General features: G+C 71.3%; 17 protein-coding genes and 1 CRISPR repeat array. Of the genes, 13 read left to right on the top strand and 4 right to left on the bottom strand.

The annotated features are described in order from the left end of the window. The first annotated feature begins 324 nt into the window (after positions 1-324). From cas7u to OHA84_RS37480, 4 genes are read left to right on the top strand one after another with little or no spacing between them, the layout of a single operon-like run. Positions 325-1,515, top strand: coding sequence for a type I-U CRISPR-associated RAMP protein Csb1/Cas7u (cas7u, locus tag OHA84_RS37495; RefSeq protein WP_266976346.1), 1,191 nt, complete (start codon positions 325-327; stop codon positions 1,513-1,515). 16 nt (positions 1,516-1,531) lie between these two features. Then, a complete protein-coding gene (gene csb2, locus OHA84_RS37490; RefSeq protein ID WP_266976348.1) occupies positions 1,532-2,998 on the top strand; it encodes a type I-U CRISPR-associated protein Csb2 in 1,467 nt (488 codons plus the stop codon). Then, positions 2,995-6,024 (top strand): type I-U CRISPR-associated helicase/endonuclease Cas3, encoded by a 3,030-nt coding sequence (cas3u, locus tag OHA84_RS37485; protein ID WP_266976350.1) that lies wholly within the window; start codon positions 2,995-2,997, stop codon positions 6,022-6,024. Before csb2 ends, cas3u begins: the two co-directional genes overlap by 4 nt. Before the next feature lie 2 nt (positions 6,025-6,026). Further along, a complete protein-coding gene (locus OHA84_RS37480) occupies positions 6,027-7,097 on the top strand; it encodes a hypothetical protein (protein ID WP_266976352.1) in 1,071 nt (356 codons plus the stop codon). A gap of 70 nt (positions 7,098-7,167) precedes the next feature. Next, positions 7,168-8,414: a CRISPR direct-repeat array (repeat unit 22 nt; unit sequence CGTCCTGCGGCACCACTGCAGC). A gap of 1,150 nt (positions 8,415-9,564) precedes the next feature. On the opposite strand, the gene OHA84_RS37475 is transcribed toward OHA84_RS37480, so the two are convergent. Beyond that, positions 9,565-11,004 (bottom strand): Twin-arginine translocation pathway signal, encoded by a 1,440-nt coding sequence (locus OHA84_RS37475; protein WP_266976354.1) that lies wholly within the window; start codon positions 11,002-11,004, stop codon positions 9,565-9,567. Between the two features lie 335 nt (positions 11,005-11,339). On the opposite strand from OHA84_RS37475, the gene OHA84_RS37470 reads away from it, so the two are divergent. The 5 genes from OHA84_RS37470 to OHA84_RS37450 are packed head-to-tail and all read left to right on the top strand — an operon-like array spanning position 11,340 to position 17,342. Continuing rightward, positions 11,340-12,512 carry a cytochrome P450 gene (locus OHA84_RS37470; RefSeq protein ID WP_266976356.1) on the top strand — a complete coding sequence of 391 codons (1,173 nt, stop codon included), beginning with the start codon at positions 11,340-11,342 and terminating at the stop codon, positions 12,510-12,512. 42 nt (positions 12,513-12,554) lie between these two features. Then, positions 12,555-13,955, top strand: a complete 1,401-nt coding sequence (locus tag OHA84_RS37465) for a hypothetical protein (protein ID WP_266976358.1) — start codon at positions 12,555-12,557, stop codon at positions 13,953-13,955. A 14-nt stretch (positions 13,956-13,969) separates the two neighbouring features. Further along, complete coding sequence (locus OHA84_RS37460) at positions 13,970-14,923, top strand: aspartyl/asparaginyl beta-hydroxylase domain-containing protein (RefSeq protein WP_266976360.1); 954 nt, start codon at positions 13,970-13,972, stop codon at positions 14,921-14,923. Between the two features lie 26 nt (positions 14,924-14,949). Then, a complete protein-coding gene (locus OHA84_RS37455; RefSeq protein ID WP_266976362.1) occupies positions 14,950-16,101 on the top strand; it encodes a glycine amidinotransferase in 1,152 nt (383 codons plus the stop codon). Then, positions 16,098-17,342: an ATP-grasp domain-containing protein gene (locus tag OHA84_RS37450; protein WP_266976364.1), complete on the top strand. Its 1,245-nt coding sequence runs from the start codon at positions 16,098-16,100 to the stop codon at positions 17,340-17,342. Before OHA84_RS37455 ends, OHA84_RS37450 begins: the two co-directional genes overlap by 4 nt. 60 nt (positions 17,343-17,402) lie before the next feature. On the opposite strand, the gene OHA84_RS37445 is transcribed toward OHA84_RS37450, so the two are convergent. From OHA84_RS37445 to OHA84_RS37435, 3 genes are all read right to left on the bottom strand, one after another. After that, complete coding sequence (locus tag OHA84_RS37445) at positions 17,403-18,386, bottom strand: phosphotransferase family protein (RefSeq protein ID WP_266976366.1); 984 nt, start codon at positions 18,384-18,386, stop codon at positions 17,403-17,405. Positions 18,387-18,441: 55 nt separating this feature from the next. After that, positions 18,442-18,783, bottom strand: coding sequence for a hypothetical protein (locus tag OHA84_RS37440; RefSeq protein ID WP_266976368.1), 342 nt, complete (start codon positions 18,781-18,783; stop codon positions 18,442-18,444). A gap of 135 nt (positions 18,784-18,918) precedes the next feature. Continuing rightward, the gene (locus tag OHA84_RS37435; protein WP_266976370.1) at positions 18,919-19,272 is read right to left on the bottom strand and encodes a hypothetical protein; all 354 of its coding nucleotides are present in this window, start codon (positions 19,270-19,272) and stop codon (positions 18,919-18,921) included. Positions 19,273-19,562: 290 nt separating this feature from the next. On the opposite strand from OHA84_RS37435, the gene OHA84_RS37430 reads away from it, so the two are divergent. The 4 genes from OHA84_RS37430 to ligA all read left to right on the top strand — a co-directional run bounded on the left by OHA84_RS37430 (position 19,563) and on the right by ligA (position 23,753). Continuing rightward, positions 19,563-20,750 (top strand): hypothetical protein, encoded by a 1,188-nt coding sequence (locus OHA84_RS37430; protein ID WP_266976372.1) that lies wholly within the window; start codon positions 19,563-19,565, stop codon positions 20,748-20,750. A 56-nt stretch (positions 20,751-20,806) separates the two neighbouring features. Then, positions 20,807-21,064, top strand: a complete 258-nt coding sequence (locus OHA84_RS37425; RefSeq protein ID WP_266976374.1) for a hypothetical protein — start codon at positions 20,807-20,809, stop codon at positions 21,062-21,064. A gap of 207 nt (positions 21,065-21,271) precedes the next feature. After that, entirely contained in the window at positions 21,272-21,664 is a 393-nt protein-coding gene (locus OHA84_RS37420) for a hypothetical protein (RefSeq protein WP_371591629.1), read from the top strand. Between the two features lie 49 nt (positions 21,665-21,713). After that, the gene (ligA, locus tag OHA84_RS37415; protein ID WP_371591628.1) at positions 21,714-23,753 is read left to right on the top strand and encodes an NAD-dependent DNA ligase LigA; all 2,040 of its coding nucleotides are present in this window, start codon (positions 21,714-21,716) and stop codon (positions 23,751-23,753) included. Positions 23,754-23,920: the final 167 nt, after the last annotated feature.

Genomic DNA, 23,920 nt, shown 5'->3' with positions numbered 1-23,920 from the left:
CCCCGCATTTTGAGCCCAACTGGGTTGCAGGGCGCTCCCTGTAGACGGCAGCCCGCCATGTTCCATACGGGGCAGCCTGCTTCAAGCCGGCCTTCGCTGCTTGTTCGGTCGTGGTGGCCGAATAACTGGCTGACGGCCGCTCACACGGACGCGGCGCGCACCGTATACGCCCGGTCTGACACAGGCGCTAACCGGCCAATAGTGCATGTTTGCGCCAACTGGGGAGGGCTGCTTCCATGTCGCCATCTCACCGCCCTGACCTGCTGGTTATGCCAACGGAGGACGCGGTGCGAACGGTACTAGGCGACGGCGAAGGGACTTCAAGTGCGGGACATCTACGAGCGGCTGCTTGCCGCGGCGAGTCTGCGTTCGACCGACGGGGCGATCCGTGTCAGTGCGGAGTACGAGCCGATCGGCGGCGCCGGGGACACGCTGTTCCCGCCCACCGTGAAGATCAAGGAGGGCGATGGCGCCGGCTACCTCGTCGAGCCCCGCTACGTGGGCGGCGAGAAGGTCGAGGTGGTCTGGCTGGATCAGCCGCAGTCGCAGGCCAACCGCTGCGAGCAGGCACTCATGGACGCCATCCGTGACGGATCCGCCTACCTTCCCCACCTGCTCCTCGCTACCGAGTCGGCGGGTATCCCGGTGCGCACGACGAACCTGCAAGCGCCCCACCGGTCCCGGGACGCGTACTTCAGGGACGCCGAAGACGCGACTGGTGCCGCCTTCGACACGACCGAGCCGGGCCGTGCCCTGCGCCAGGCGAGCTCCGAGGACTGGAGCGCCTACCTGCGCCTGGTGCCGAGCGACCTCGCCTACGGGGTGTGGGACTCGCACCGCAAGCGGCGGATCCAGGTGAAGATCCCGCGCGCGTACAAGTCCGCGATGATCGGCATTGCCCCGCTGATCGGGGTCCGCGGCGCGGGCCGCGTCGACCCGCTGAACCTGGCCGGCGACACAGTGCAGGTGTCCAACTCCGGCTGGACGCCGGTGGAGGGCGCCAAGGCGCCCAAGGGCGCCAAGACGGCCCGGATGTCCGAGATCGGGCACGGCATGATCCCGCCCTCGGAGGGACTGGGCGGCGTCTCGGTGCGCTCCGTCCAACGCGAGGCCAGTCTCGCGATGGCCCAGCTGGCCCAGCTGCGCTTCGGTGACGCCGGCGAGGAGTTCTCGGCGGCGGCGCGCGCCCTGGTGGCGGCAATCGCTCTGCTGGGCGACCGGCTGGCCTTCGCCTCCCCGGCGCTGCGCCTGCGCTCGGGCTGTGACCTGGTGCTCGTTTCGGAGAAGGTGCAGTGGGTCCAGCGCGGCCGGGACGGACGCCCCCAGGAGGAGCCGCTGGCCGTGAACACGGTGCAGGAGGCACTGGCCCTGTTCGAGATCGCGTCCGAGCGGGCGCGCGCGGCGGGCCTGGAGTGGTCCGCCGAGCCGGTGACGCTGAAGCCGAACGCGAGTCTGCAGCAGGCCATCGACAAGTCGTTCCTCTCCGACGGTGTCGGACAGGCAGAGGGCGAGTGACGGCATGCCATTCCGTATGACCGTTCATCTGCTGGACCCCGTCTACCAGGCCTCGACGCTGGACCGCGGCGCGGCCGAATGGCCGCCCCACCCCTACCGGGTGTTCTGCGGCCTCGTCTCGGTGGCCGACCCGACGGACCCGGTCCAGGACGCCGCCCTCCAGTGGCTGGAGCGACAGCCCGCACCGACCGTCCGGGTCCCCGCGAACACCGCCGAGGCCCTCTCCCCGCGCGGCGCGTGGGTCCCGACCAACGCCGTGGTGTCCAAGCCCAGTCACGGATCGCTGCCCGGCCGTACGGCGGGCGGGAAGCCCAAGGTCTGGCCCGAGCGTGCCCTGGCCGAGCCGACGGTGGAGTTCGAGTGGGCCACCGAGCCGCCGGCCGGCGTCCACGCGGTGCTGGAGATGCTCGCGAAGTCCGTCCCCTACATCGGCCGGGCCACCGGCCACGCCTTCGTGCACGCCGCGATCCGGCCCGCCGACGAGGACGCTCCCGGTGACGACCTGTGGCAGGTCTGGGAGCCGGCTGACGACAGCAACGACTCGCGGGCGGAAACACGATCGCTGCGTACGCCCCATCCGGGGCTGCTGGAGGCACTGCGGTGGGCCCACGAGGAGGGCCAGAGCGCCTATCAACAGGCCTGCCCCCACCCCTACGTCCTACGCGGCGCGGTGCCCGAGGCCAAGGAACTCCCACCCGTGCAGGGTCCCTTCTCGGATCTGCTCTCCTTCGCGTTCCCACCCGGCTTCTCCCTGGACCCCTCGCTCACCCTGCAAGTCACCGGCGCGATGCGCAGCACGGTGTCCGCACTGCTGGACGCCGCCGGCCACGACGTGGACGCCATGGTCGCCGTCCACGGCCACAAGCTCCGCGGCGACGAGCGACGGCTGTGCGCGTTCGTCGCCTACCCCTTCGTCAGCCACCGCCACGCCGACGGCCGGCTGCGCGGCGTGGGCGTCGCCCTGCCCTCCGACCTGGACCCGGCCCACCGCCGAGCCCTGCTGGCCATCCTGCTCCGTTCCGGAGGCGGCCTCAGCGAACTGTCCGTCCCCACGGTGTCCGAGCCCATCGCGCTGACCTACATCAGCCCTGGCGCCACACGCACCGACGCCATCCGCACCGTGCGCCCCCAACGCTGGACACGCCCCGCCCGAGAGTGGACCACGGCCCTGCCGATGGTCCTGGACCACTTCCCCAAGGGCCACGGCCGCGAGATCGAGGCATCGGTCGCCACCAGCTGCCGCCTCGCCGGGCTCCCCGAGCCCGAGTCAGTCGAAGTCCTGCACGCGGGCGCGTACATGGCCGGCGCCCCCACGCTCCCGGCGCACGCCCTGCGCCGCAAGGCCAGCGAGCGCCCGCTGCCATCCCGCCACGTCCGCCTGCGCTTCGCCCAGCCCGTCACCGGCCCAGTACTGCTCGGCAGCAAGAAGAACTACGGCCTGGGCCTGTGCCTGCCCACCCACCCGGGGGAGAAGCCCGCATGACCCTCACCCCGCAGGACGCCTTGCGGCTGGAGGAGTTCCCCGACTTCGTCCAGGAGATCCGAGGCCACCGCCCCTTCCCCTGGCAGACCGCCTACCTCCACCAGGTCGCCGACAGCGGCACCTGGCCGGACCTGGACATCCCCACCGGCCTCGGCAAGACCAGCATCATCGACATCTGGGCCTTCCTCCTCGCCTGGCAGCACGCCACCGGCACCCGAAGGACGGTCCCGCTGCGGCTCTTCTTCGTCGTTGATCGCCGCCTGGTAGTCGATCAGGCCCACGACAGTGCCCAGGCCCTCCAGCACGCCCTGGACACCGCACCTCCCGACACCGTGACAGATCGCGTCGCCCGAGCGCTGCGCGACCTCGCCGGATCCGGTACGCCGTTGGAGAGCGTACGGATGCGCGGCGGCGTCGACTGGGCCTCACGCTGGCTGCGCTCGCCCGCCCAGCCCGCCGTCATCACCTCCACCGTCGACCAGTACGGCAGCCGCCTGCTCTTCCGCGGCTACCACACCAGCCCCCGCATGCGACCCATCGACGCAGCGCTGTGCGGGATCGACGCGCTCCTGGCCGTCGACGAAGCCCACATCGCCCTGCCGCTGCTCACCACGGCCACCGATTGCGCCGCATACCAGGTCACCGCCACCCACCCCGAATTCGCCGACCGCGCCGTCAAGGTCGTCAGCCTCTCCGCGACCGCCTCCGCCGGCCCCGACCGGCCCCGCCACTGCATCACCGACGCCGACCGCACCCACCCGGTGGCCGGCCGCCGACTTGCCGCCCAGCGCCGCCTCACCCTGCTGGACGCCGCATCCGGCATGAAGGACACCGCCGAGGCATTCGCGCTCACCGCCCAGCTCGCCCTCGACACACTCCTGCCGATGGTGCAACGCCCGGCGATCGGCGTGGTGGCCAACACCATCCGCGCAGCCCGCGCCACCCACCGCCTCCTGTCCCAGCGCGAAGACATCGACGTGGTGCTGCTGACCGGCCGCTCACGAAACCTCGACCGCGAACGGCTCCTCGCCGGCCCGCTCGTCACCGAACTCCTCACCGGCGTGAACGCAGAGCGGGCCAATCCGCTCGTCGTGGTGGCCACCCAGACCGTCGAGGTCGGCATCGACATCTCCTTCGCCGGCCTCATCACCGAGAACGCCGCCCTGGCAGCGCTCATCCAGCGCCTGGGTCGCCTGGACCGCACCGGTGATCTCCACCTGGCCCCCGCGATCGTGATCCGCACCAGCATCCAGACCACACAATCCTCCATCCCCGTCTACGGGGACGCCGCCGAACAGACCTGGAACTGGCTGGCCGGCCAGACGCCCGCCCTGCACACCACCGGACTCGACACCCCCACCCTCGCCGCGGCCCTGCCCGGCGGCCCGCTCCTCAACCCACGCACCCTGCCCGGCCTCCTGGCCGACATCGACGCCACCCTCCTGAACGTGCCGGCGCCGCGCATACCCGTGGTGCACCGCACGCTCCTCGACTCCTGGACTCGCACCAGCCCCGCCCCCGTCCCCGACCAGGCTGTCGCCCCGTTCCTGCACGGCTTGGACACCACCCCCGAAGACGTCCAGGTCCTGTGGCGAGGTGACCTCCAGGAGACCGGAGAGCGACCGGCCTTCGACCAGTGGGCGGCCCGCATGCGTCAAGTCCCCCCGCACCCGGCCGAAACCGTCGCCATCCCCGCGGCCCAGCTCCGCCGCTTCCTCACCCGCAGCCCGGACGCCGACGACACCAGCGACCTCGAAGCCACCGAGCACCCCCAAGACCCCGCCCCCGCACCCAAGAAGCAGAAGCCGCCCCGCATGCGGCCGGTGCTCTCCCTCGACGCGCAGGGCGAGTGGACCCCGGTCACCGAGCCGGGCGGCATCCGGCCCGGCGGCACAGTTGTCCTGCCCAGTCACTACAGCGGCCACGACATCTACGGCTGGACCGGCAGCCCCGGCCTTCCCGCCTGCGACCTCGGCGACTTCCCGCCCACAGCCACGGCTCCCACCCGCATCCACGCACCCCTGCTCACCCTCCTCGCCGGCGGCGACGAAGCCCTCACCGAGGCCCTCGGCAAGACCATCACCCGGGCTGTCGGGCTTTTGAGCGCGGGCGACCAAGAGGAGAGCGCCATCGTGCACGACCTCCTCGACACACTCATAGACCATCTGAACCGACACCCGGACGGGGCGTACACCAACCTGGCCCACGACCGCCTGACCCACCTGCGGACCGTCGAACGATGGACCATCGAACCCACCGGCCGCACCGAACACCGCGGGCACGTCGTCCTGGACCCGGATGAGCCCGACCGCCTCCTCCTCGTCCCCCCGCATCCGCCCCGAGGCCTGCGAGAACAAGGCGCCGGAGTCGGAGACGAGAGCGCCGACGCCAGCTCCCTGACCCGGCCCGTCCCCCTCAGCCGGCACAGCCAGGCCGTCGCCGACCGCACCGCCGCCTACGCCACCGCGCTCACCCTGCCCACCCCACTCATCGACACCCTCCACACCGCAGGCCACGCGCACGACTGCGGAAAGGCCCACAGCGGATTCCAGTGCATGCTGTGCGCCGGCGACCGCCTACTGGCCGAATCCCTGGACGAACCCCGGGCGAAATCCGGCATGGACCCCGCCGACCACACCGCACGCCGGCGCGCGGCCAAGCTCGCCCGGTGGGAACCGGAGATGCGCCACGAAGCGCTCAGCGCCCTCGCCGTCACCGCCTGGCTCGACACCGCACCCGACCACGCACGGGGTGACGACGATGAACTCCTGACCCACCTCGTCGCGGCCCACCACGGCCACGCCCGCCCGCTCCTCCCCCCGGTCCCCGACCCGTTCCCGCGGACGGTCACCTGCACCATGCCCGACCTGCAGCAAGTCACCGTCGAAAGCGCCGACATGGGCACCGACTGGCACGGCCCCGACCGCTTCCAAGCCCTCAACCGCCGCTACGGGCCCTGGGGCCTGGCCCTCCTGGAAGCCACCCTCCGCCTCGCCGACATGGCCTGCTCCGAGGAAGGAACCTGACCATGCCCACCCCCGGCCACCAGCTCGAACTACCCGCCCTCTACGCAAGCGCTCCCCTCGGCTTCCTCGCCGCCCTCGGAACCCTCCACCTCACCACCCACCTCCTCGACCAGGCCCCCCGCCTCTCCTGGAGCGGACCCGACGGCCCCGCCGTCCTCCACACCCACCACCCCCTCACCCACCAGAGCCTCGCCGCACTCCTGGCCACCCAACTCCCCGCCCAGCCCGACAAAGACCCCCTCACCATCGCTCCCGGCATCCTCAACCAGCTCCGTCACCCCACCCCCGGCTCACCCAACGACCCCCTCCAGATGCCCATCGACGAAGCCCTCGCCCGACTTCGCGCCCACGCCGAGGCCGAACGCGATCACGACGACAACCGCGCCCACTGGTTCACCTCGCTGATCAACACACTCAGCCTCACCCCCGGCAAGAGCGACAAGGGCGGCACCCCGAAACACAAGGACGCTGCCGGCGGAACCCTCTACACCCGCACCACCCCGTACTTCGGCCGCAGCGGCCAGATGACCCTGCCCAACAACTGGACCAAAGCAGCACAACACTGCGTGAAAGACCCCACCCACATCCACGCAGCCTTCACCCGCTGGCAGCGAGTCGACGACTACGCCGGCGCCAACCTCGACCACCTCTCCACCGGAGACGCCCACATGGTCAGCCACGGCAAAGCCACCCAACAAGGCGTCCCCGGAGCCACCTGGCTCGCCCTCCACGGCTTCACCGCCTTCCGCCTCACCGGCAACACCAACCGACCCGGGGCCACCAGCTGGGACACCACCACCCACGCCTTCACCTGGCCCATCTGGCATCCGCCCCACACCGCCACCACCCTCACCACCCTCCTCGAACACCCCGACACCCGAACCCACACCCCCAACCCCACCCGACTCCACAACCTCGGCATCACCGCCCTCTACACAGCCCCACGCACCCGCCTCCCCTACGGCGACGGCCCCCTCGAACCAGGACGACCCATCCCCATGCACACCGACAGGCCTCGGAACCCCAAGCCCACCACAAAACACCGGACCACACCGAAGCAAAAAGTCGGATAAGGGAAGCATGCCCACCGCGTTGGAGTCCCGACCATGGCCACGCTGCGCAATCTATGCAGCTCAGACAGGCCGTCTCCGCAGGCACGTCCTGCGGCACCACTGCAGCACCCCGTACGACCACCAGCTGGCGGCCGCGGCCCGGACCGTCTCCGCAGGCACGTCCTGCGGCACCACTGCAGCGCCACGAATGCGATGTGGGGCGACGCGGCCCTGTCGGCCGTCTCCGCAGGCACGTCCTGCGGCACCACTGCAGCACCATGACGAGCGGCTGAACGTGGAGGCCTCGAACGGCCGTCTCCGCAGGCACGTCCTGCGGCACCACTGCAGCTATGTCGTAGGCCCGTCAGATCCGGGTGAGGCGGTCCCGTCTCCGCAGGCGCGTCCTGCGGCACCACTGCAGCGAGTCACTCTTGGCCATGTGCGTGCTCGGCGCCCGACCGTCTCCGCAGGCGCGTCCTGCGGCACCACTGCAGCTTCCATTTCGGGATGAAAACCATCAGCGAGGCGCCGACCGTCTCCGCAGGCACGTCCTGCGGCACCACTGCGGCGCCATCAAGAACGGTGCTCTGAGAGAGGTGTCGGTTCGTCTCCGCAGGCACGTCCTGCGGCACCACTGCAACTCCCAGACCAGCTCGATGCCGCGATCGGCCCCAGGAGCCGTCTCCGTAGGCCCGTCCTGCGGCACCACTGCAGCCTGTGTGACGAGCCGATCGACGTGACGGCGGAGTCGGCCGTCTCCGCAGGCCTGTCCTGCGGCACCACTGCGGCGATTCGATGACCCGGCTGAACCGCGCGCGACGTGAGGTCCATATCCGCAGGTACGTCCTGCGGCACCACTGCAGCAGATCGTCCGGCGATCCGCTGCGGAACCGGACACGGACCGTCTCCGCAGGCACATCCTGCGGCACTACTGCAGCTCCATGCGAGCGCGCCCGCAGTCGCCGGCCGGAGCTGGCCGTTTCCGCAGGTACGTCCTGCGGCACCACTGCAGCAAGCACTACACGATGCCCAAGCGCCTGGAACAGCTCGGCCGTCTCCGTAGGCCCGGCCTGCGGCACCACGGCAGCGTCGAGAAGGACACCTCGTTCGTACGAAAGCTCAACGCCGTCCCCGCAGGCACGCCCTGCGGCACCATTGCGGCGGCTCCTTCATCCTGGCGAACATCACGACGGACAGGCTCGTCTCCGTGGATACGGCCTGCGTCACCACTGCAGCTACCGAATGGACCCGCTGCGCAAGACCGGCGAGAAGCCCCTCCGTAGGTGCGCTCAACAGCACTGCTACGGCAATGTTCACAGTCTGCGGCACCACTGCGGCGAGGACTCCTGGATCTTTCACTGCGTTACCACGGACTGCCCCTGCGCGGTCACCGCAACACCACTGCGGTGTTGCCGCCTTAGACATCCTCGACCGCATACTTCCTCAGTCTCTGCGGGTTCGTACCGCAGCACCACTTCGGTAGCTCGTGGAACGTCGGCGCCGCATCTGAAAAGAACTGCCTTCCCAGCGGGCTCGACCTGCGGGGTTCTCCCGCTGCACCACCACGGCACGATGCGCAAAAGTCCCTCGTGCTCCAAGACGCTGCCTCTCTGTGGGTCTCTTCCGCAGCACCACTACGGCGCGATGGGGGCGCCGGTGGCCACCGTGCCGACCCGGTCTATCTCTGCGGGTCCTTTCCGCAGCATCACCACGGCGGCGAGTTCCAGATGCAGTGCTCGATCGTCTCTCCTCTGTCCCTGCGGGTTCGCCCGCAGCACCACTACGGGATCCAATGGCCGAAGCCACGGACCGCCAGGACGGCCATCTCTGCGCGCCTGTGCCCGCAGCACCACCCCGGCGACGGTGCCGAGATCGGCCTCATGCTGGGCTTGGCGCTTCTTCTGCGGTCTTCTTCCGCAGCACCACTACGGCATGCCCGCGATAGGCCAGCAACCGGCCGGGGCACCGCTGTCTCTGCGGGTTCACCCTGGAACACCACTGAGGCCAGGTCGTGGACTATTGGATGTCCGCCGAGACCGTCGGTCCCTGCGGGTTTCTTCCGCAGGGACCACTATGGCGCCGATGTGAGGGTCGAGGAGATCTAGAAGTCCCGTGCTCTCCCTGTGGGTTCCTCCGCAGCACTACATCGGCGAGGTGAACGCCGGGCACCTGTTCGGCAAGAAGGCCACTGTCCCTGCGGGGTTTCCTTCCGCAGCATCACCACGGCTTCCCGCCGACGAGCCTGTCGGGAATGATCAAGGGCAACCGTCCCTGCGGGTTCCTCCCGCAGCACCACTACGGGATCATGGCGGCGATTGCGTCCTGAGCGGCGTGCAGGATGCGCCTGCGGCTGCAGCCCGCAGCATCACTGTGACACTTGCTACGTCGCCATGGGTTGCCTGCTGACCGCACACTGCCCCTGCGGGTACGGGCGAGGCACCACTACGGACGTCTGTCGGTCGACGAAGCCGGACGAGATACGCGCTTGTCAGGTAGTGGCGTTGCCTTGGATGTCGATCAGGGGAACGAGGACGCGGACACGTTCGTGAAGGTCGCCGACCCCCGTAGCTGAAACGCCAGCCAGGACTTTGTCGAGACTGGCGAGACGGGCGCGTGACGTCGAGCGCAGCCGGGCTGCGGGGACGCGGGCGAGGACGTCCAGGGCTCGTTGAGCGGCATCCGCCGGCTGGGTGGGTGCCTCGGCCTGCGCGAGCACCAGGGTGGCCGCGGCCCAGCCGGGGGTGGCCGTGGCAGTGGCCACGATGGACGTTTCGGCCGCAGAACGCGCGCGGTTGTGGTGGCCGAGGGCGATGGCCGACTCGGCCTGGTGGAGGGTGTACTCGGCGGCGTCGAACCCGAACCGACCTGGGGCGAACCCCACCGGGTCGGCTTCGAGTTCACGGGCGGCCGAGGCGAGAGCGGTGTCGGCCTCCTGTTCCCGGCCGAGACCGGCGAGGGACGTCAGCTGCGCCCAGGCGTGTGCCTGTGCTTTCGGTAGGCCGGCGGGGGCGTGGGCGACGGCGCGCTCGGCGTAGGCCAGGGCGTTCTCGTAGCGGTTCTCGGCGCGGGCGACCATGCTCTGCGCGCCGAGGGCCCAGGCGGTCAGCCGTTCGTCGCCGGTGCGGGTGCCGTACGTGGTGGCAGTGGCCAGGTGGGCGCGGGCGCCGGTGTGGTCGTCGAGGTGGAAGGCCAGGTTCCCCATCAGGGCCGAGAGCCAGCCGACGTTGCGGTGCAGTCCGCCCGCGACCTGCTCGTGGACGTGGCCGGTGACCAGGCAGTCGGTGAGCAGCCCGCGGGCGGCCCGTACTTCCTCGAACAGGAGGTAGGCGGGGTGCTTGGGGTAGGTGAACGCGTAGTGCTCGACGGCCGCCTCCGCCAGCTCGGTGACCTCGGTGCTGCCGTGGGGGTCGGCGAGGAGGGCGAGCTGGAGGGATTCGCGGACGGCCGGAAGGCCGGCGGCTGTGGTCATGTGCACCACCATTTCCCGTGCGCCAGCGCTGCACGTGTCGGTCTCGGGCCGACCGTACCGGATCACGGTGGACAACTCGTGCTCCGGAAAGACTTGTTCGAGGAAGCCCAGGCCGAGCTGGGCAGGGGTGGCGCCGTAGGCGCGGCAGAGCATGACGGTGTACTCGCGGTCGGGTCGCTCGATGGGGTTGTGTTCCCACCGGCACAGCATCGGGTCGGACAGGCTGCGCGGTAACAACCCGTCGGCGACGTACAGGGCCTTGACCTGGGTGATGGTCTCGGCACGGGACCAGCCCAGCGCGAGCCGCCAGGCCTCCAACTGCTGCACCTCGGGCAGGGCGCGGCGGATCTCGGCGGCGGTCTGTTCGGTGTCGAGGCGTTCGCGCTGGCAGCGCATCCGGATGCCGGCTGCCTCTTTCTTGATGGCGGCGCGGCGTGAGCGGGCGATGGCGGCGGCCATGGGCACCCCCGGAGGGAGCGGGATATCGGGACAGCAACCGTAGCCCACCCCTGTGACAGGGCGACACCACTCCGTCACAGCCCGTCTGGCGCATTGCGAGAACCCCGCAATGTCCCCTCGCCCTGGTGGCAATGACGGCGGGTCAGGTGAGGACGGAATCTGGTGAGGCGAGCCCGACCGGGCAGCGCATCCCGAGGACGAAGGGGGGTGACCCCGCCATGTCCTACGACCACTGATCACCCGCGTGTCCCCCGTGACAGGGGCCCGGGCCCGGCGTCAGCGCCGGGCCCGGGCCCCTGTGCCATCCCGCCCCGAGACACCACCTGGAGACGCTCGTGCTGCCGGTGCTGACCTACGACCCCCTCGACCCCGCCACCCTCAACAACCCCTACCCGGCCCTGACCGCCCTGCGGGAGCAGGCCCCGGTGTCCTGGCACGACGGCATGTCCTCCTGGCTGGTCACCCGGTACGCCGACTGCACGGCCATCCTGCGCGACCACGCCGTCTTCGCCCGCGACCGGCGCCGCACCGGCGCCACCGTGCCCGCGGCGAGCCTGAGCGTGCAGTCGCTGGACCCGCCCGACCAGGCCGGCGTGCGCTCGCTCTTCATGAACGCCCTGCGCGCCCAAGACCTGACCGGCCTGGAGGCCCGCGCCCGCGACCGCGCCGCCGACCTTCTGCATGCCGCAGCCGAGCAGCCGTCGTTCGACGTCATGGCCGAGCTCGCCGCCCCGCTGTCCCTGTCGGTGGTCTGCGACCTGCTCGGCGTCGACGAGCCGCCGCTGGCGGAGTTCGCCGCCGCCTCCGACGCGATCATGCGCAGCATGGACGGCGGCCTCGACCCCGCCCTCGTCGAGCCCGGCCGCCGGGCACGCGAGGACCTGACCAGCCTCGTCGACTCCTGGTTCACCGAAACCGGCCGCCCCGGCGGCCTCCTCGCCCATGTCCGCGCCGGCCTCTCCGCTGGCGCCGACGAGACGGAGGGGCTGTTCATCCGCAACACCGCGCGGGTGATGTTCCAGGGTGGCTACAGCACCATGACCGCCGCCCTGGGCAACGCGCTGCACACCCTCACCCGCCACCCGGACGTCCAGTACCGGCTGCGCTCGGAGCCGCGGGTGGTGCCGTGGGCGGCCGAGGAACTGGTCCGCTTCGACGGGCCAGTCCAAGGCACCAGCCGCACCGCCACCCGCGCCACCACGATTGCGGATATCCCCATCCCGGCCGGCGATGCGGTCGTGCTGCTCTTCGCGGCCGCCAACCGCGACCCGGCCCGCTTCCCCGCCCCCGACCAGCTGCTGCTGGAGCGCCGCGACAACCGGCACCTCGGCTACGGCTGGGGCACCCACTCCTGCATCGGAACCCGCGCGGCCCAGGCCTGCCTGCGCGCCGCCCTCGCCGCCCTGCGCACCCACCCCACACCGCTCCGGCCGTCCGGCACCGCCCGCCGGCAGCCGTCGGCCACGATGCGCACCTTCGTCGCCCTTCCCGCCACCCTCCACCCCTGACGGCCACGCCCTCGCCGCCCGCCCCTCTGCTCGGAGATTCCCTTGCGCATCCTGATCGGCAACCACATCGACCCCTCCATCCGCGCCCGTACGGACATGCGGGCCTGGACCCAGCGCCTGACCTGGTTCGCCCGCCCCGGCGACGTCCTGATCCTGTGCACCGAACCCGATCCCGCCTTCCTCGACTATGCCCTCACGCTCACCGGCACCGGCCCCGGCGAGGTCACCGTGCTGACCGCCCCGCCCGGCCGCTACAACGGCATGCTCCTGGACCCCGAAGCGCTCACCGACCCCGCCTTCCTCGACCAGGTCCGCGCCGCGCTCCGCCCGGCCGGCGGCCCGCAGGCGGTCGGCGAGATCTTCGCCCTGTGGCCCTCCGCCTCCGTCGCCCGCTTCGCCACCGCCCTGGGACTCGCCGACCGGATGCCCGGACTGGCGTACTTCGCGCAGGGCGGCGCCGAGATCGGCAACAACAAGGCCAACTTCCGGGCCATCGCCGCGGCGGCCGGCGTCCCCACCGTTCCCGGGGAGGTCTGCCGCTCCCGCCAGGAAGCCGTCGCCGCCACGCACCGGCTCCTGGCCCAGGCCGAAGCGGTGGTCGTCCAGCAGGCCCACAACGGCGCCGGAGTCGGCAACCAGATCCTCCTCGCCCCCGACAGCCGGCTGGTCACCGACCACGTCGGCGCCCGCCACCTGCACCGCCTCGACCCCGGCCCGGCCGGAGTCACCGCCTACTGGCAGCAGCGCTGGGATTGGGCGTCCGCGGACGGACGCCACCCCGTCGTCGTCGCCGCGTTCGCCCCCGGCGCCGAGGCCGTGTACTCCGAGCACTTCACCGACGACTCCGGCACCTGCCCGACCGAGCAGGGCCGCCTGCACTACGTCGGCCGCCGCCTCTCCCACCAGACCGTCCCACTCCAGGGCCTCAATCCGCTGGTCCACGCCCGCCTGGTCGACAACGGCGCCCGCCTCGCCGAGGCCTACCGCTCGCTCGGCTACCGAGGCCACCTGTCCGCAGACGCCATCACCACCCCCGACGGCCGCGTGTACTTCACCGAGGTCAACGCCCAGGTCTCCGGCAGCCTGCACATCTACCAGGTCATCGCCCACCGGATCGTCGGCACCGCAGACCACCCGGCCCGCGCGGTCGTCGAGTACCACGTCCCCCCGACCTGGCACGTCCCCGACGCCGACGCCTTCCACCAGGCCCTGGCCGACCTCGACCTGGCCTGGGACCCCGCCAGCCGGACCGGGGTGATCGTCTCCATGCCCATCGCCCCCGGCCCGGACGGCGCGCAGTTCGTCTTCTGCCTCGCCTACGACCCCGCCACCGGCCACGAGGCGCCCTTCGCCCTCCTCGACGCCCGCTTCGCCACCCGCCCCGCGGCCGCGTTCGACCCCGCCGACCACGTCGGCATCCCGGTCACCGCCTTCTCGTCCTGAACGGAGCCCGCCCCATGAGCACCAAGCCCCTGCCTCCCGCCGCCGCCCGCCTGACCCGATCCCTGGACATCGGCCGGCTGGCCGCCGACCTCACCCAGGTCACCAGCCACACCTGGGACCTCCAGCAGGGCCGCGCCCCGGGCGGCCTGCTCGGCACCGTCACTGACATCGACTGGCGGGTCCTGCCGCTGATCGCACCGAACGGCGACGCGGACCGCACCGACCCCGGCGGTCCCGGGCCCGACACCTACGCCCCCACCGGCTGGCTGGACCGCATGCCCTACCTCGCCGAGGTCCTCGCCGCCATCCCGGCTCCGCTGAACGCCGCCCGCCTCATGGCCCTCGGCCCGGGCGCAGCCGGCGAGCGGCACTGCGACCCCAAGTACAGCCTGGCCCGCGGCTGCGCCCGCCTCCACATCCCCCTGACCACCAACCCCGACGCCGTTCTCTACCTCGACGGCACCGAACACACCTGGCAGCCCGGCGAGTTCTGGTACGGCGACTTCTCCCGCGAGCACGCCGTCCGCAACCTCGGCACCACCACCCGCGTCCACGCCGTTATCGACGTCCTGTTCACCATCGAGCTCGCCGCGCTCTTCCCGCCCGCCTGGCAGGAGCAGCTGCCCGACGCCGACGTCTTGATCAACTACCCCACCCCGCTGGGCCGGACCATCCCCGCCGGCCTGCCCCGCACCCTGCTCCTCCCGGCCGGGTTCACCGATTTCAGCCTCGACCGGCCCCTCGACGGCGACCCGACAACGGCGGAGCTCGGCCACGCCGCCGACCACCTCACGCTGACCACCGCCGAGCGGACCTTCGCGCTGCTGCCCGCCGGCCCGGGGGAGTGGCGGTTCAGCGCCTGGAGCGAGGCCCGCACCCTCGCCCCCACCCCGGACGGCGGAGCCGTCCTGCACGCCCGCCACGGCCGCACCCACACCCACCGCACGCTCACCGCCGCCACGGCTTGACCACGCGAGACGAAGGAACCTCTCCCATGCGCCTGAGCAGCCACAACGACTTCACCCGCCTGCGCGAGATCATCGTCGGATCCGCGACCAACTACACCGGCCACGACCGCGACGTCTCCTTCGAACTGTTCCACCACGAGAACCTCACCGGCTTCCGCTCCGACTGGGCCTACCCCCGCCTCGTCACCCCCACCGAGGCCGACACGCGACCGGAGCAGTGGGCGATCAACCGCCGCTACGCCGAGGAACTCGCCGAGGACGTCGAAGACCTCGCCCAGGTCCTGACCGAGCTCGGGATCACCGTTCACCGGCCGATCCCCCTGCCCGCCGACCCGGCGCCGATCGCCGGCCTGGGCTGGACCGCACCGCCGGTTCCCGCCCTGAACATCCGCGACAACACCCTGATCCTCGGCGACGAGATCATCGAGACCCCGCCCGCGATCCGCGCCCGTTACCTGGAAACCCGCCTCCTCGCCCAGGTGTTCAACGACTACTGGCAGGCGGGCGCCCGCTGGACCACGATGCCGCGGCCCACCCTCACCGACGCCAGCTTCGACCTCTCCTACGCCCGGGACGCCACCACCACCCTCGGCGGCCCCACCGAACCCGTCGACGACCCCCGACCCGGCCCGTACGACGTCGGCTACGAGATGATGCTCGACGGCGCCCAGGTCCTGCGCCTCGGCCGCGACCTGGTCGTCAACATCGCCCAGGCCAACCACGCCCGCGGCGCCGAATGGCTGGAGCGCCACCTCGGGGATCGCTACCGCATCCACCGCGTCTACCGCATGGCCGACAACCACATCGACTCCATGCTCCTCGCACTGCGCCCCGGGGTGTTCCTCGCCCGCCACGACGGCATCCGCGACATGCTCCCCGAACCGCTGCGGAACTGGAAGTTCATCGTCCCGCCCCAACCGGACACCGGCGCCTTCCCCGCCTACGGCGACGCCGACCTCGTCCTGACCAGCCCCTACATCGACCTCAACGTCCTCTCCGTCGACCCGGACACCGTCCTGGTCAACGCCGACTGCACCGGCCTGATCAAGACCCTCGAAGCCGAGCACTTCACCGTCGTCCCCGTACGGCACCGCCACCGCCGGCTCTTCGGCGGCGGCTTCCACTGCTTCACCCTCGACACCCGCCGAGACGGCGCCTGCGAGGACTACCTCACGTGAACCGTCCCATCCTGCTCCTAGAGGCGGCCGGCCCCGAATCCGGGCATCTGGCCCGGACCGCGGCCGCCTCCGGCCACCCCGTCCACACCGTCACCACCACCCAGGCCCTCACCGACTACAGCCCCGCACTGCGCGGCGTGCTGGCCGGCACCCTCACCACCGACCTGACCAACCCGCAGCAGGCCCTCGCCGACACCGTCGCCTACGCCCGCCGCATCAACGCCGCCGCCGTCCTGACCACGAACGAATACCTCACCCCGCTGGTCGCCCACACCTGCGCCCTCCTTGACCTGCCCGGCAACGACCCCGTCGGCGCCCACGCGGCCCGCGACAAAGCCGCCATGGCCACCGCCTTCACCACCGCCGGCGTCACCACTCCCCGCACCCACACCGTTGCCGCCCCGGCCGTGCTGCGAGCCCGGTTCCTGCTGCCCGGCACGCGGCTCCCCGTCATCGTCAAGCCGGCAGACGCCGCCGGCTCCCAGGGCGTCACCGTCCTCGCCCGCCTCCAGGACGCCGACACCGCCTGGCAGACGGCCCACACCGCACCGGGCATGTACGGGGGAGGCGGCGGCCGTACGGTGCTGCTCCAGCAGTACATTCCGGGGCGCGAGTACAGCGTGGAGTCCTTCACCCAGCACGGGCGGACCACCCACCTGGCCATCACCACCAAGACCACCACCACCGGCGCCCACCGGGTCGAACTCGCCCACACCTTGCCGACCCAGCTCCCGCCTGCGGTGGAACAAGCCATCCACCGGGAGGTGGCGAGGGCGGTCCGCGCCGTCGGAATTCGCAACGGCGCCTCCCACACCGAGGTCATCGTCACCCCCACCGGCCGGCCGTACGTCATCGAGACCGGGGCACGCATCGGCGCCGGCCACATCGGCGAACTCCTGCACCACGCCCTGGGCATCAACCCCTGGACTGCCCTCCTCGACATCGCCCTCGGCCGCCCGGCCCGACTCACCCCCGCCCGCCGCCACCACGCCACCGCCCGGTTCCTCACCAGCCCGGCCGCCGGGCGCCTCACCTCCATCACCGGCCTGCCCCGACCAGGCCCGGACACCCCCCTCGTCCGTCTCCGGGCCCGCCCCGGCGACTTCGTCGGACCCGCCCACACCAACGCGGGACGGCTGGGCAGCTTCATCGTCGTCAGCCCCGACGCCCGCACCACCCAGGCCCGCGTCGCCCAAGTGCTCGACGACATCGAGGTCCACGTCCAACCGCAGCCCGCCTGACCGCACACCGAAGGGGGCGCCACCCAGACCTGGGTGGGGCCCCCTTCGATGTGCCCGTGGTCAGATCAGGGCGGCGAGTTCCTCGGCGACGGCCCCGTAGGAGTCCTCGACGCCGGCCTCGTTGCCGAGCCGGTGCCGCTCCAGACGCAGCGCGCCGAGGTGGCGCACTTCGTACACGTGCCGCCGCCACGCGCCCGCCTCGGTCTCAGCCGGGCGGCCGTAGGAGTCGAAGAACGCCGTACGGGCGTCCTGCTTGGCCCGGGCCATCCGCATCGTCCAGTCCGCCTCCGGATCACCCCACCAGGTGCGGTCCATGTCCAGGACACCGCAGATCGTGGGGACCGGCGCGGCCGCGAGCATGGTGTTCACCGTCCACAGGTCCCCGGTCAGCAGCCGCGGCACCGCGACCTCGTTCAAGACCCGCGCGCCAGCCTGGGCGGTGTCGGCGGCTTTGCGGAGGTCGGCCGCGTCCAGGCCGCAGCTCTCGACGTCCTCGGCGATCAGGTGCAGGGACGTGACGACGGCCTCGCTCCAACGCGAGTGTCCGGGGCCGGTGACCGGGCCGAACCAGGGCCCGGCGACGGCGTGCACGGCCGCCGTGATCTCGCCCATCTGCCGGAAGAACGCCCCATGGGTCTCCTTCGGGTACGACCCGAGCAGTTCCGGCGCCGGGGTGCCGGGCAGGAAGGACTGGATCATCCAGTCCCGGCCGATGACGGCCTGGGTGAAGTCGGCCGCCAGGACTCGCGGCATCAAGTCCGCGATCGGCGCGAGCCACGGCACCGACGCGTACTCCGCCCGCATGAGTTCCTGCTCGGAGTGGAACTGCCGCTCCGGTTCGGGCGCCACCCGCAGGACGACCGGCTCCTCACCGCTGGCCAGGTCGATGCGGTAGGTCGTGTTGTACATGCCGCCGCCCAGCTCCGTCGCGGAAAGGACCTCGGTGCCGGGCCCGAAGGCACGCCGGGTGACCGCCAGGATCTGGCGTTCGGTCAAGCCTTGCTGAAAGGCGTTGGCGGACCGCTCGATGACGTGGAGTTCCACGGGACTTCCTTCCGGGCTGTGAGGACTTCGGGGAACCGGGGAGGGGGTTGTGGGCTCAGGCCCTGCGGCTGCGGGGCCGGCCGTTGCGTTCCAGCACGACACCGAGCTGCGAGGGCTGCATCGCGGCGGCGATGCCGATGGCCCGGCGGTTCGCGTTCGGGCTGGTGGCGTCGGCCGCCGCGATGTGACGCTCGCGGGACAGCGTCAGGTGGGTGATGAGCCGGCTCAGCAGGCTAGTGGAGGCGATGAGCTCGTCGAAGTCCTCGGCCTTGGGGTCGATGACGGCACGACTGTTCGTGAGGCCGTCGTACAGGGCGAGGGCGATGTCGTCGGGCAGGTCGACGGTCTGGGACCCGCCCGAGGCGCCGGGCAGGTCGAAGGTGATGCGCGTGGTCAAGGGGTACCTCCACAAGCGATGTTTATGAAAAGCTACACCCGTAGGAATTCATACACAAGGGTATCGGGGTAAGGCCGTCAATTCCCTGACCACCGCCGGACAGAGATCCCAGCCCCCGGTCCGGCGGCGTTCCCGTCACGGTGCACCGCGCTCCGGATACACGGATACGCGCTCCGCCGCGTAGGTGCCGTCCGGCAGTACCGCGTCGGTCAGCTCGAACTGCTCCCTCTTGCCAGTGGGGTCGCTCCAGGTGACCCGGGTGCTGGCGGGGCGGCTGCTGGGCAAGTGGACGGGCTGGCCGTCGGCGGCCCGGACTCCGAGGAGGGTGTAGGTGCGGAGTTGCACGGCCCCGGGAACCGCTGTGGCCGGGGCAACGCCGGGGTCGGCCGGGGTCCGGCGGCGGAGCCAGCCCCAGACTGCGGCCCCCGCCAGCAGCGTGAGGCCGCCCAGGGTCTCCGCGGTCCAGCCGGTGAGCACGTCGGTGAGCATGGTGGTGTCCTTGTCTCTGTGTGGTGACGGGCGGAGCATGAAGGTGCCGCCGCGCTGCGTCGCGTCCCGGGCGGCAGAGTGCGGGTGCGGGGGGTTAGCCGTGCAACCCCCCGCAGGTCCCCGCCATTTGAGCGGACAGGCTCCGAGGTGACCCGGCGGAGGTAGGGGGGCTCTAAAAGGGGCGCCACCGCTACGGCATGGGGTAGCTCTCCGGCTTCCATTTCGCGGAGAGTCACCGGATGAGGTGAAAGCTCGGTCATGGCCCTGCGAGGCGTCGGTACCTTCCTGGCATGTCCACTGACACCCCGAGCGCGGCCGATCAGCTGCTGATCGACCATGCGCACCGCCACGGGTTCACCGTGACCGCGAAAATGCTGGAAGTCTGGAGAAACCGAGGCTTGTTGCCGGGCAATGTGCCCGGCGGAGGCCTGGGCCGCGGCAAGGGCAGCACCTCCAGCCCGGCGCCCGAGAGCTTCGACCTCGTCCTCGGACTCGCCCGCCATGCCGGCCGCGGCAAGCGCCCGACCGACGTGGCGCTGCTCCTGTTCGACGAGGGGCTCCCGGTGCCCGAGCAGACGGTGCGGGCCGCCTTCACCGCGGCGGTGGACACCCTTACCGTCCCCGGCGACGACGAACCGGACATCGACCCTGAACAACGGCTCAACGACCTCGCCGACCACATCGACGACGCCGGATCGACCGTGACCCTGGTCCCCGCCCGGGCCCGGCGGATCGACGAAGGCATCGCCCGCCTCGCCCGCGTCGGCGGGCACGCCTGGCCCCCGGCCGAGCTCACTGCCTTCGACAAGAACCCCGGACCGTCGACCGCCACCCCCAAGGACGCCGCGCTGACCGCGGCGGCCGCCGTCATCACCGGGACGATGTCCCTGGAGGACATCGGCGACATGCTCCGCGCGATGAACCCCACCGCCACGGCCCACCCGTTCGCCTCCCTCGTCGAGACCACACGTGACGAGGTCCCCGAGTTCGCCGACGCGATCCTCACCGACGACGGCCACCTGGCACTCGGTCCGCCGCGGGATGCCCGCGACCATCTGCGCGACCTGGCCACCACGGCCCCACCGGGGGACCTCGCACTGGCCTGGAAGACCACGGAGCGCGTACGCCAGTGGGCCCTGGAACTGAGTACGCGGGTTGAGGAGGAACTCGCCGCCGGGTACCTGGGCGAGGCTGCCCGCGAGTGGCAGATGGGCCGCTACGCGATGGCTGGCCTGACCCTGCTCGAAGCACTGAAGGACCGTGACTGGCCACCCGCACAGCGTGCCCTCGACACCCTGCTGCTGCTCTACCAACTCGGCGAGTTCCAGCGGCTCGACCACCTCGACTCCGGCTGTCAGTGGCACCTCCTCGGGGTCGAGGGGCTGCTGCCGCCCCCCGTCCGCGAGCTCCTCCGGGACCTCATCGGCCGGAACGCGACCCCAGCCGGGTTCGGGGCTGATGTCAGACCTGCCTCGTAGCGTCGAAGACGAGGCCCCGGACCGGACGGGACCCCGGAGGACCGAAGGAGCGGGCCATGGGCGAGATCAGCATCGAGCGACAGCACCTTGACCACCTGCTGGCCGACAGCGCGAGCACGTACGGAGCCCCCTACCAGCGGGCCTTCGCCGAGCTCGCCGAAGCGCGCCGAGGCCGGCCCCTCGCCGAGATCCTCCCGCTGCTGCGCCGGGCCGCAGACGAGGCGCTGCTCGGCTTCACGGACGCGGACCTCCGGGAACAGGCGCAGGCGATCAGTACGGGCGAGCCGTACGTCCTGCGCGTCACGGTGGCCTGACCGCGACCGCGCGGCGCAGGACGGCCCGCACGGGCCTTGCGCCGGTCGCGGCCGGTGTGGGCGAGAGCGTCGGTGAGCTGGGCGTGGTTCATGGACGAGCGGCCCGGGATGTCGGCTGCGGCCGCCTTCTCGTACAGCTCGGCCTTCGTCAGCGCCGCCAGCTCCCGGCTGGCCGCCCACCCTGTACTCCTTCGTCTGGAGAGACGCGTGAGCTACGACATCTTCGTATGCCGGTTCGAGAACGGCGAGACGGTTCCGCTCAATATGAGTGCCGCGCACGAGGTCCTCGACCCTTTCGTGGTGGCGCGGGACCCTGCGACGGACTTCCTGCTGGTCAGCACAGCGGATGGGGAGGAGGCGGGTGTGTATTTCAACAGCCCGACCGGCATCACCTTCAACCGCTTCGAAGGACACGGGATCATGGATCTTCTCGCCGTCCTGCTGCGACGGCTGGACGCCGTACTTGTCGTTCCGGGCGGGCCGACGATCCTCCAACGGGACGAGGATCGCGAGCACCTGTTCCCCGCCCTGAGGGACGAGGGGTCTGTCCTCATCGCCCGCACCGGCGCGGAGATCGATCAGGCGATCAAAGCGTCCTGAGCGTGCGAGAAGATGGGCGTTGTCAGTGCGGGGCGGGATGATGACTTTCATGACCGAAAACAGTGCCCTTCATTCTCCTGCCGCCTACGTGGAGGCCGTGACCACCGCCTTGGCGGCTTCGGCCGCGTACTACGGTGACGGCGCCACTCCGCTTGGTGACGACGAGTACGACGGGCTGCTGCGCGCCATCACGGCCTACGAGGAGGCCCATCCGCAGGAGGTGTTGGCCGAGTCGCCGACGGGCAAGGTGGCGGGCGGGGCGGTGCAGGGGGATGTGCCGCACTCGGTGCCGATGCTCTCGCTCGACAACGTCTTCGACGCTGACGAGCTCGCCGAGTGGGCGGCCGGGCTGGAACGCCGTCTGGGTCGGCCGGTGGCGGGGTGGTGTGTGGAGCCGAAACTCGACGGTCTCGCGGTGGCCGCCCGGTACCGGGGTGGCCGGCTCGTTCAGGTCCTCACCCGCGGTGACGGCTTGGCCGGGGAGGACATCACGCACGCCGCCGACGCCGTCTTGGGCCTGCCCCCGGTCCTCACCCGGCCGATCGATGTCGAGTTGCGCGGTGAGGTGCTGCTGACGACAGCGCAGTTCGAGGACGCCAACCGGATCCGGCTCGCCCACGAGGCGACCCCGTTCGCGCATCCGCGTAGCGGAGCGGCGGGCACCTTGCGGGCGAAGGACCGCGCCTACCGGATCGAGTTGACCTTCTTCGCGTACAGCGCGATCGGCCTGGACGACCTCGGCCACGTCGCTCTGCTGGAGACCCTGGCCGCGCTCGGCGCGAACACGGCCGCGAGCACGCCGGCCGCCCCGATGCGGTACGAGACCGTGGAGCAGGTGCAGGAACGTATCGACGTGATCGCCGGCCTGCGCGCGGACCTGCCGTTCGGTATCGACGGTGTCGTCGTCAAGGCCGACACGGCCGCGGACCAACGGCAGGCCGGGAACGGCTCCCGCGCCCCGAGGTGGGCGGTAGCCCGGAAGCTCGCGGCCGAGCACAAGGTGACGCGTCTGCTGGCGGTGGAGTGGAACGTCGGCCGCACCGGGATCATCGCCCCGCGCGCGGTCCTGGAGCCGGTGGTCATCGACGGGGTGACGGTCACCTATGCCACGCTTCACAATCCGTCCGACATCACCCGTCGCGGGCTCATGATCGGCGACCAGGTGTTCGTGTACCGGGCCGGCGAAGTCATCCCGAGGGTCGAGGCCCCCCTGGTCGACCAGCGCACCGGCGCTGAGACCTCGATCGACTTCCCCCAGGCCTGTCCCCGCTGCGGGGACGCGATCGACACCTCCGAGCAGCGGTGGCGGTGCGTGCGCGGCCGCAGCTGCCAGACCGTCGCCTCGGTGATCTACGCCGCCGGCCGCGACCAGCTCGACATCGAAGGCCTCGGCGGTACCCGCGCCATCCAACTCGTCGAAGCAGGCCTGGTCAACGACGTCGCCGACCTCTTCACCCTCACCCGCGAGCAACTCCTCGGGCTGGAGCGCATGGGAGAGACCAGCGCCACCAACCTCCTGGCCGCGATCGAAACCGCCCGCGGGGCCGCATTGGGCCGGGTGTTCTGCGCCCTGGGTGTCCGCGGTACCGGGCGCACGATGTCCCGCCGGATCGCCGCGCACTTCGGCTCGATGGCCGCGATCCGGGCCGCCGACGTGGACACCCTGGCCGAGGTGGACGGCATCGGCACCGAGAAGGCACGCGTCATCGCGGCCGAACTTCTCGAACTCGGCCCGCTCCTCGACAAGCTCCAGGCCCAACAGGTCGGCACGCAGGTCACCGAGGTGCAGAAGGCCACGACCGAGGCGGGCGAGGACGAGGGGCCGGCGGGCGGGCCGTTGGCCGGACAGGCCATCGTGGTGACCGGCTCCATGACCGGCCCCCTCGCGGTGTTGTCCCGGAACGAGATGAACGAGCTGATCGAACGGGCCGGCGGAAAGGCATCGTCGTCGGTGTCCAAGCGCACCACGCTCCTGGTGGCGGGCGAGAAGGCCGGCTCCAAACGCACCAAGGCCGAAGAACTGGGCATCCGCATCCTCGGCCCCGACGAATTCGCCGTCCTTGTTGCCGACTTCCTCCCCGCTCCTTAACCACTCTCAGCCCCCGCCCTCGGCCCGGTAGTCGGTGACCGCGTCCACACTCCTGCCAGATGCTTGTTGTCCGGACCCTGAAGCCGGTGGTATGGGACTTTTCTGTCGTCTGGGAAAGGGGAGGCGAGACGGTCCGCCCGGTCGACGTGCGAAGGGCTCCCGGGCGG

Origin of the sequence: Streptomyces sp. NBC_00513, from assembly GCF_041431415.1 — a bacterium.
GTDB lineage: Bacteria > Actinomycetota > Actinomycetes > Streptomycetales > Streptomycetaceae > Streptomyces.
The sequence above is the reverse complement of the archived record's forward strand: the minus strand, read 5'-3'. Positions and strand labels throughout refer to the sequence as shown.

Bases quoted from the DNA above. Each gene is read 5' to 3' on its own strand.
- OHA84_RS37460 (WP_266976360.1), top strand. From the start codon at position 13,970: ATGAGCACCAAGCCCCTGCCTCCCGCCGCCGCCCGCCTGACCCGATCC.
- OHA84_RS37480 (WP_266976352.1), top strand. From the start codon at position 6,027: ATGCCCACCCCCGGCCACCAGCTCGAACTACCCGCCCTCTACGCAAGC.
- OHA84_RS37435 (WP_266976370.1), bottom strand. From the start codon at position 19,272: ATGCTCACCGACGTGCTCACCGGCTGGACCGCGGAGACCCTGGGCGGC.
- OHA84_RS37455 (WP_266976362.1), top strand. From the start codon at position 14,950: ATGCGCCTGAGCAGCCACAACGACTTCACCCGCCTGCGCGAGATCATC.
- ligA (WP_371591628.1), top strand. From the start codon at position 21,714: ATGACCGAAAACAGTGCCCTTCATTCTCCTGCCGCCTACGTGGAGGCC.
- cas3u (WP_266976350.1), top strand. From the start codon at position 2,995: ATGACCCTCACCCCGCAGGACGCCTTGCGGCTGGAGGAGTTCCCCGAC.
- OHA84_RS37430 (WP_266976372.1), top strand. From the start codon at position 19,563: ATGTCCACTGACACCCCGAGCGCGGCCGATCAGCTGCTGATCGACCAT.
- OHA84_RS37425 (WP_266976374.1), top strand. From the start codon at position 20,807: ATGGGCGAGATCAGCATCGAGCGACAGCACCTTGACCACCTGCTGGCC.
- OHA84_RS37475 (WP_266976354.1), bottom strand. From the start codon at position 11,004: ATGGCCGCCGCCATCGCCCGCTCACGCCGCGCCGCCATCAAGAAAGAG.
- csb2 (WP_266976348.1), top strand. From the start codon at position 1,532: ATGACCGTTCATCTGCTGGACCCCGTCTACCAGGCCTCGACGCTGGAC.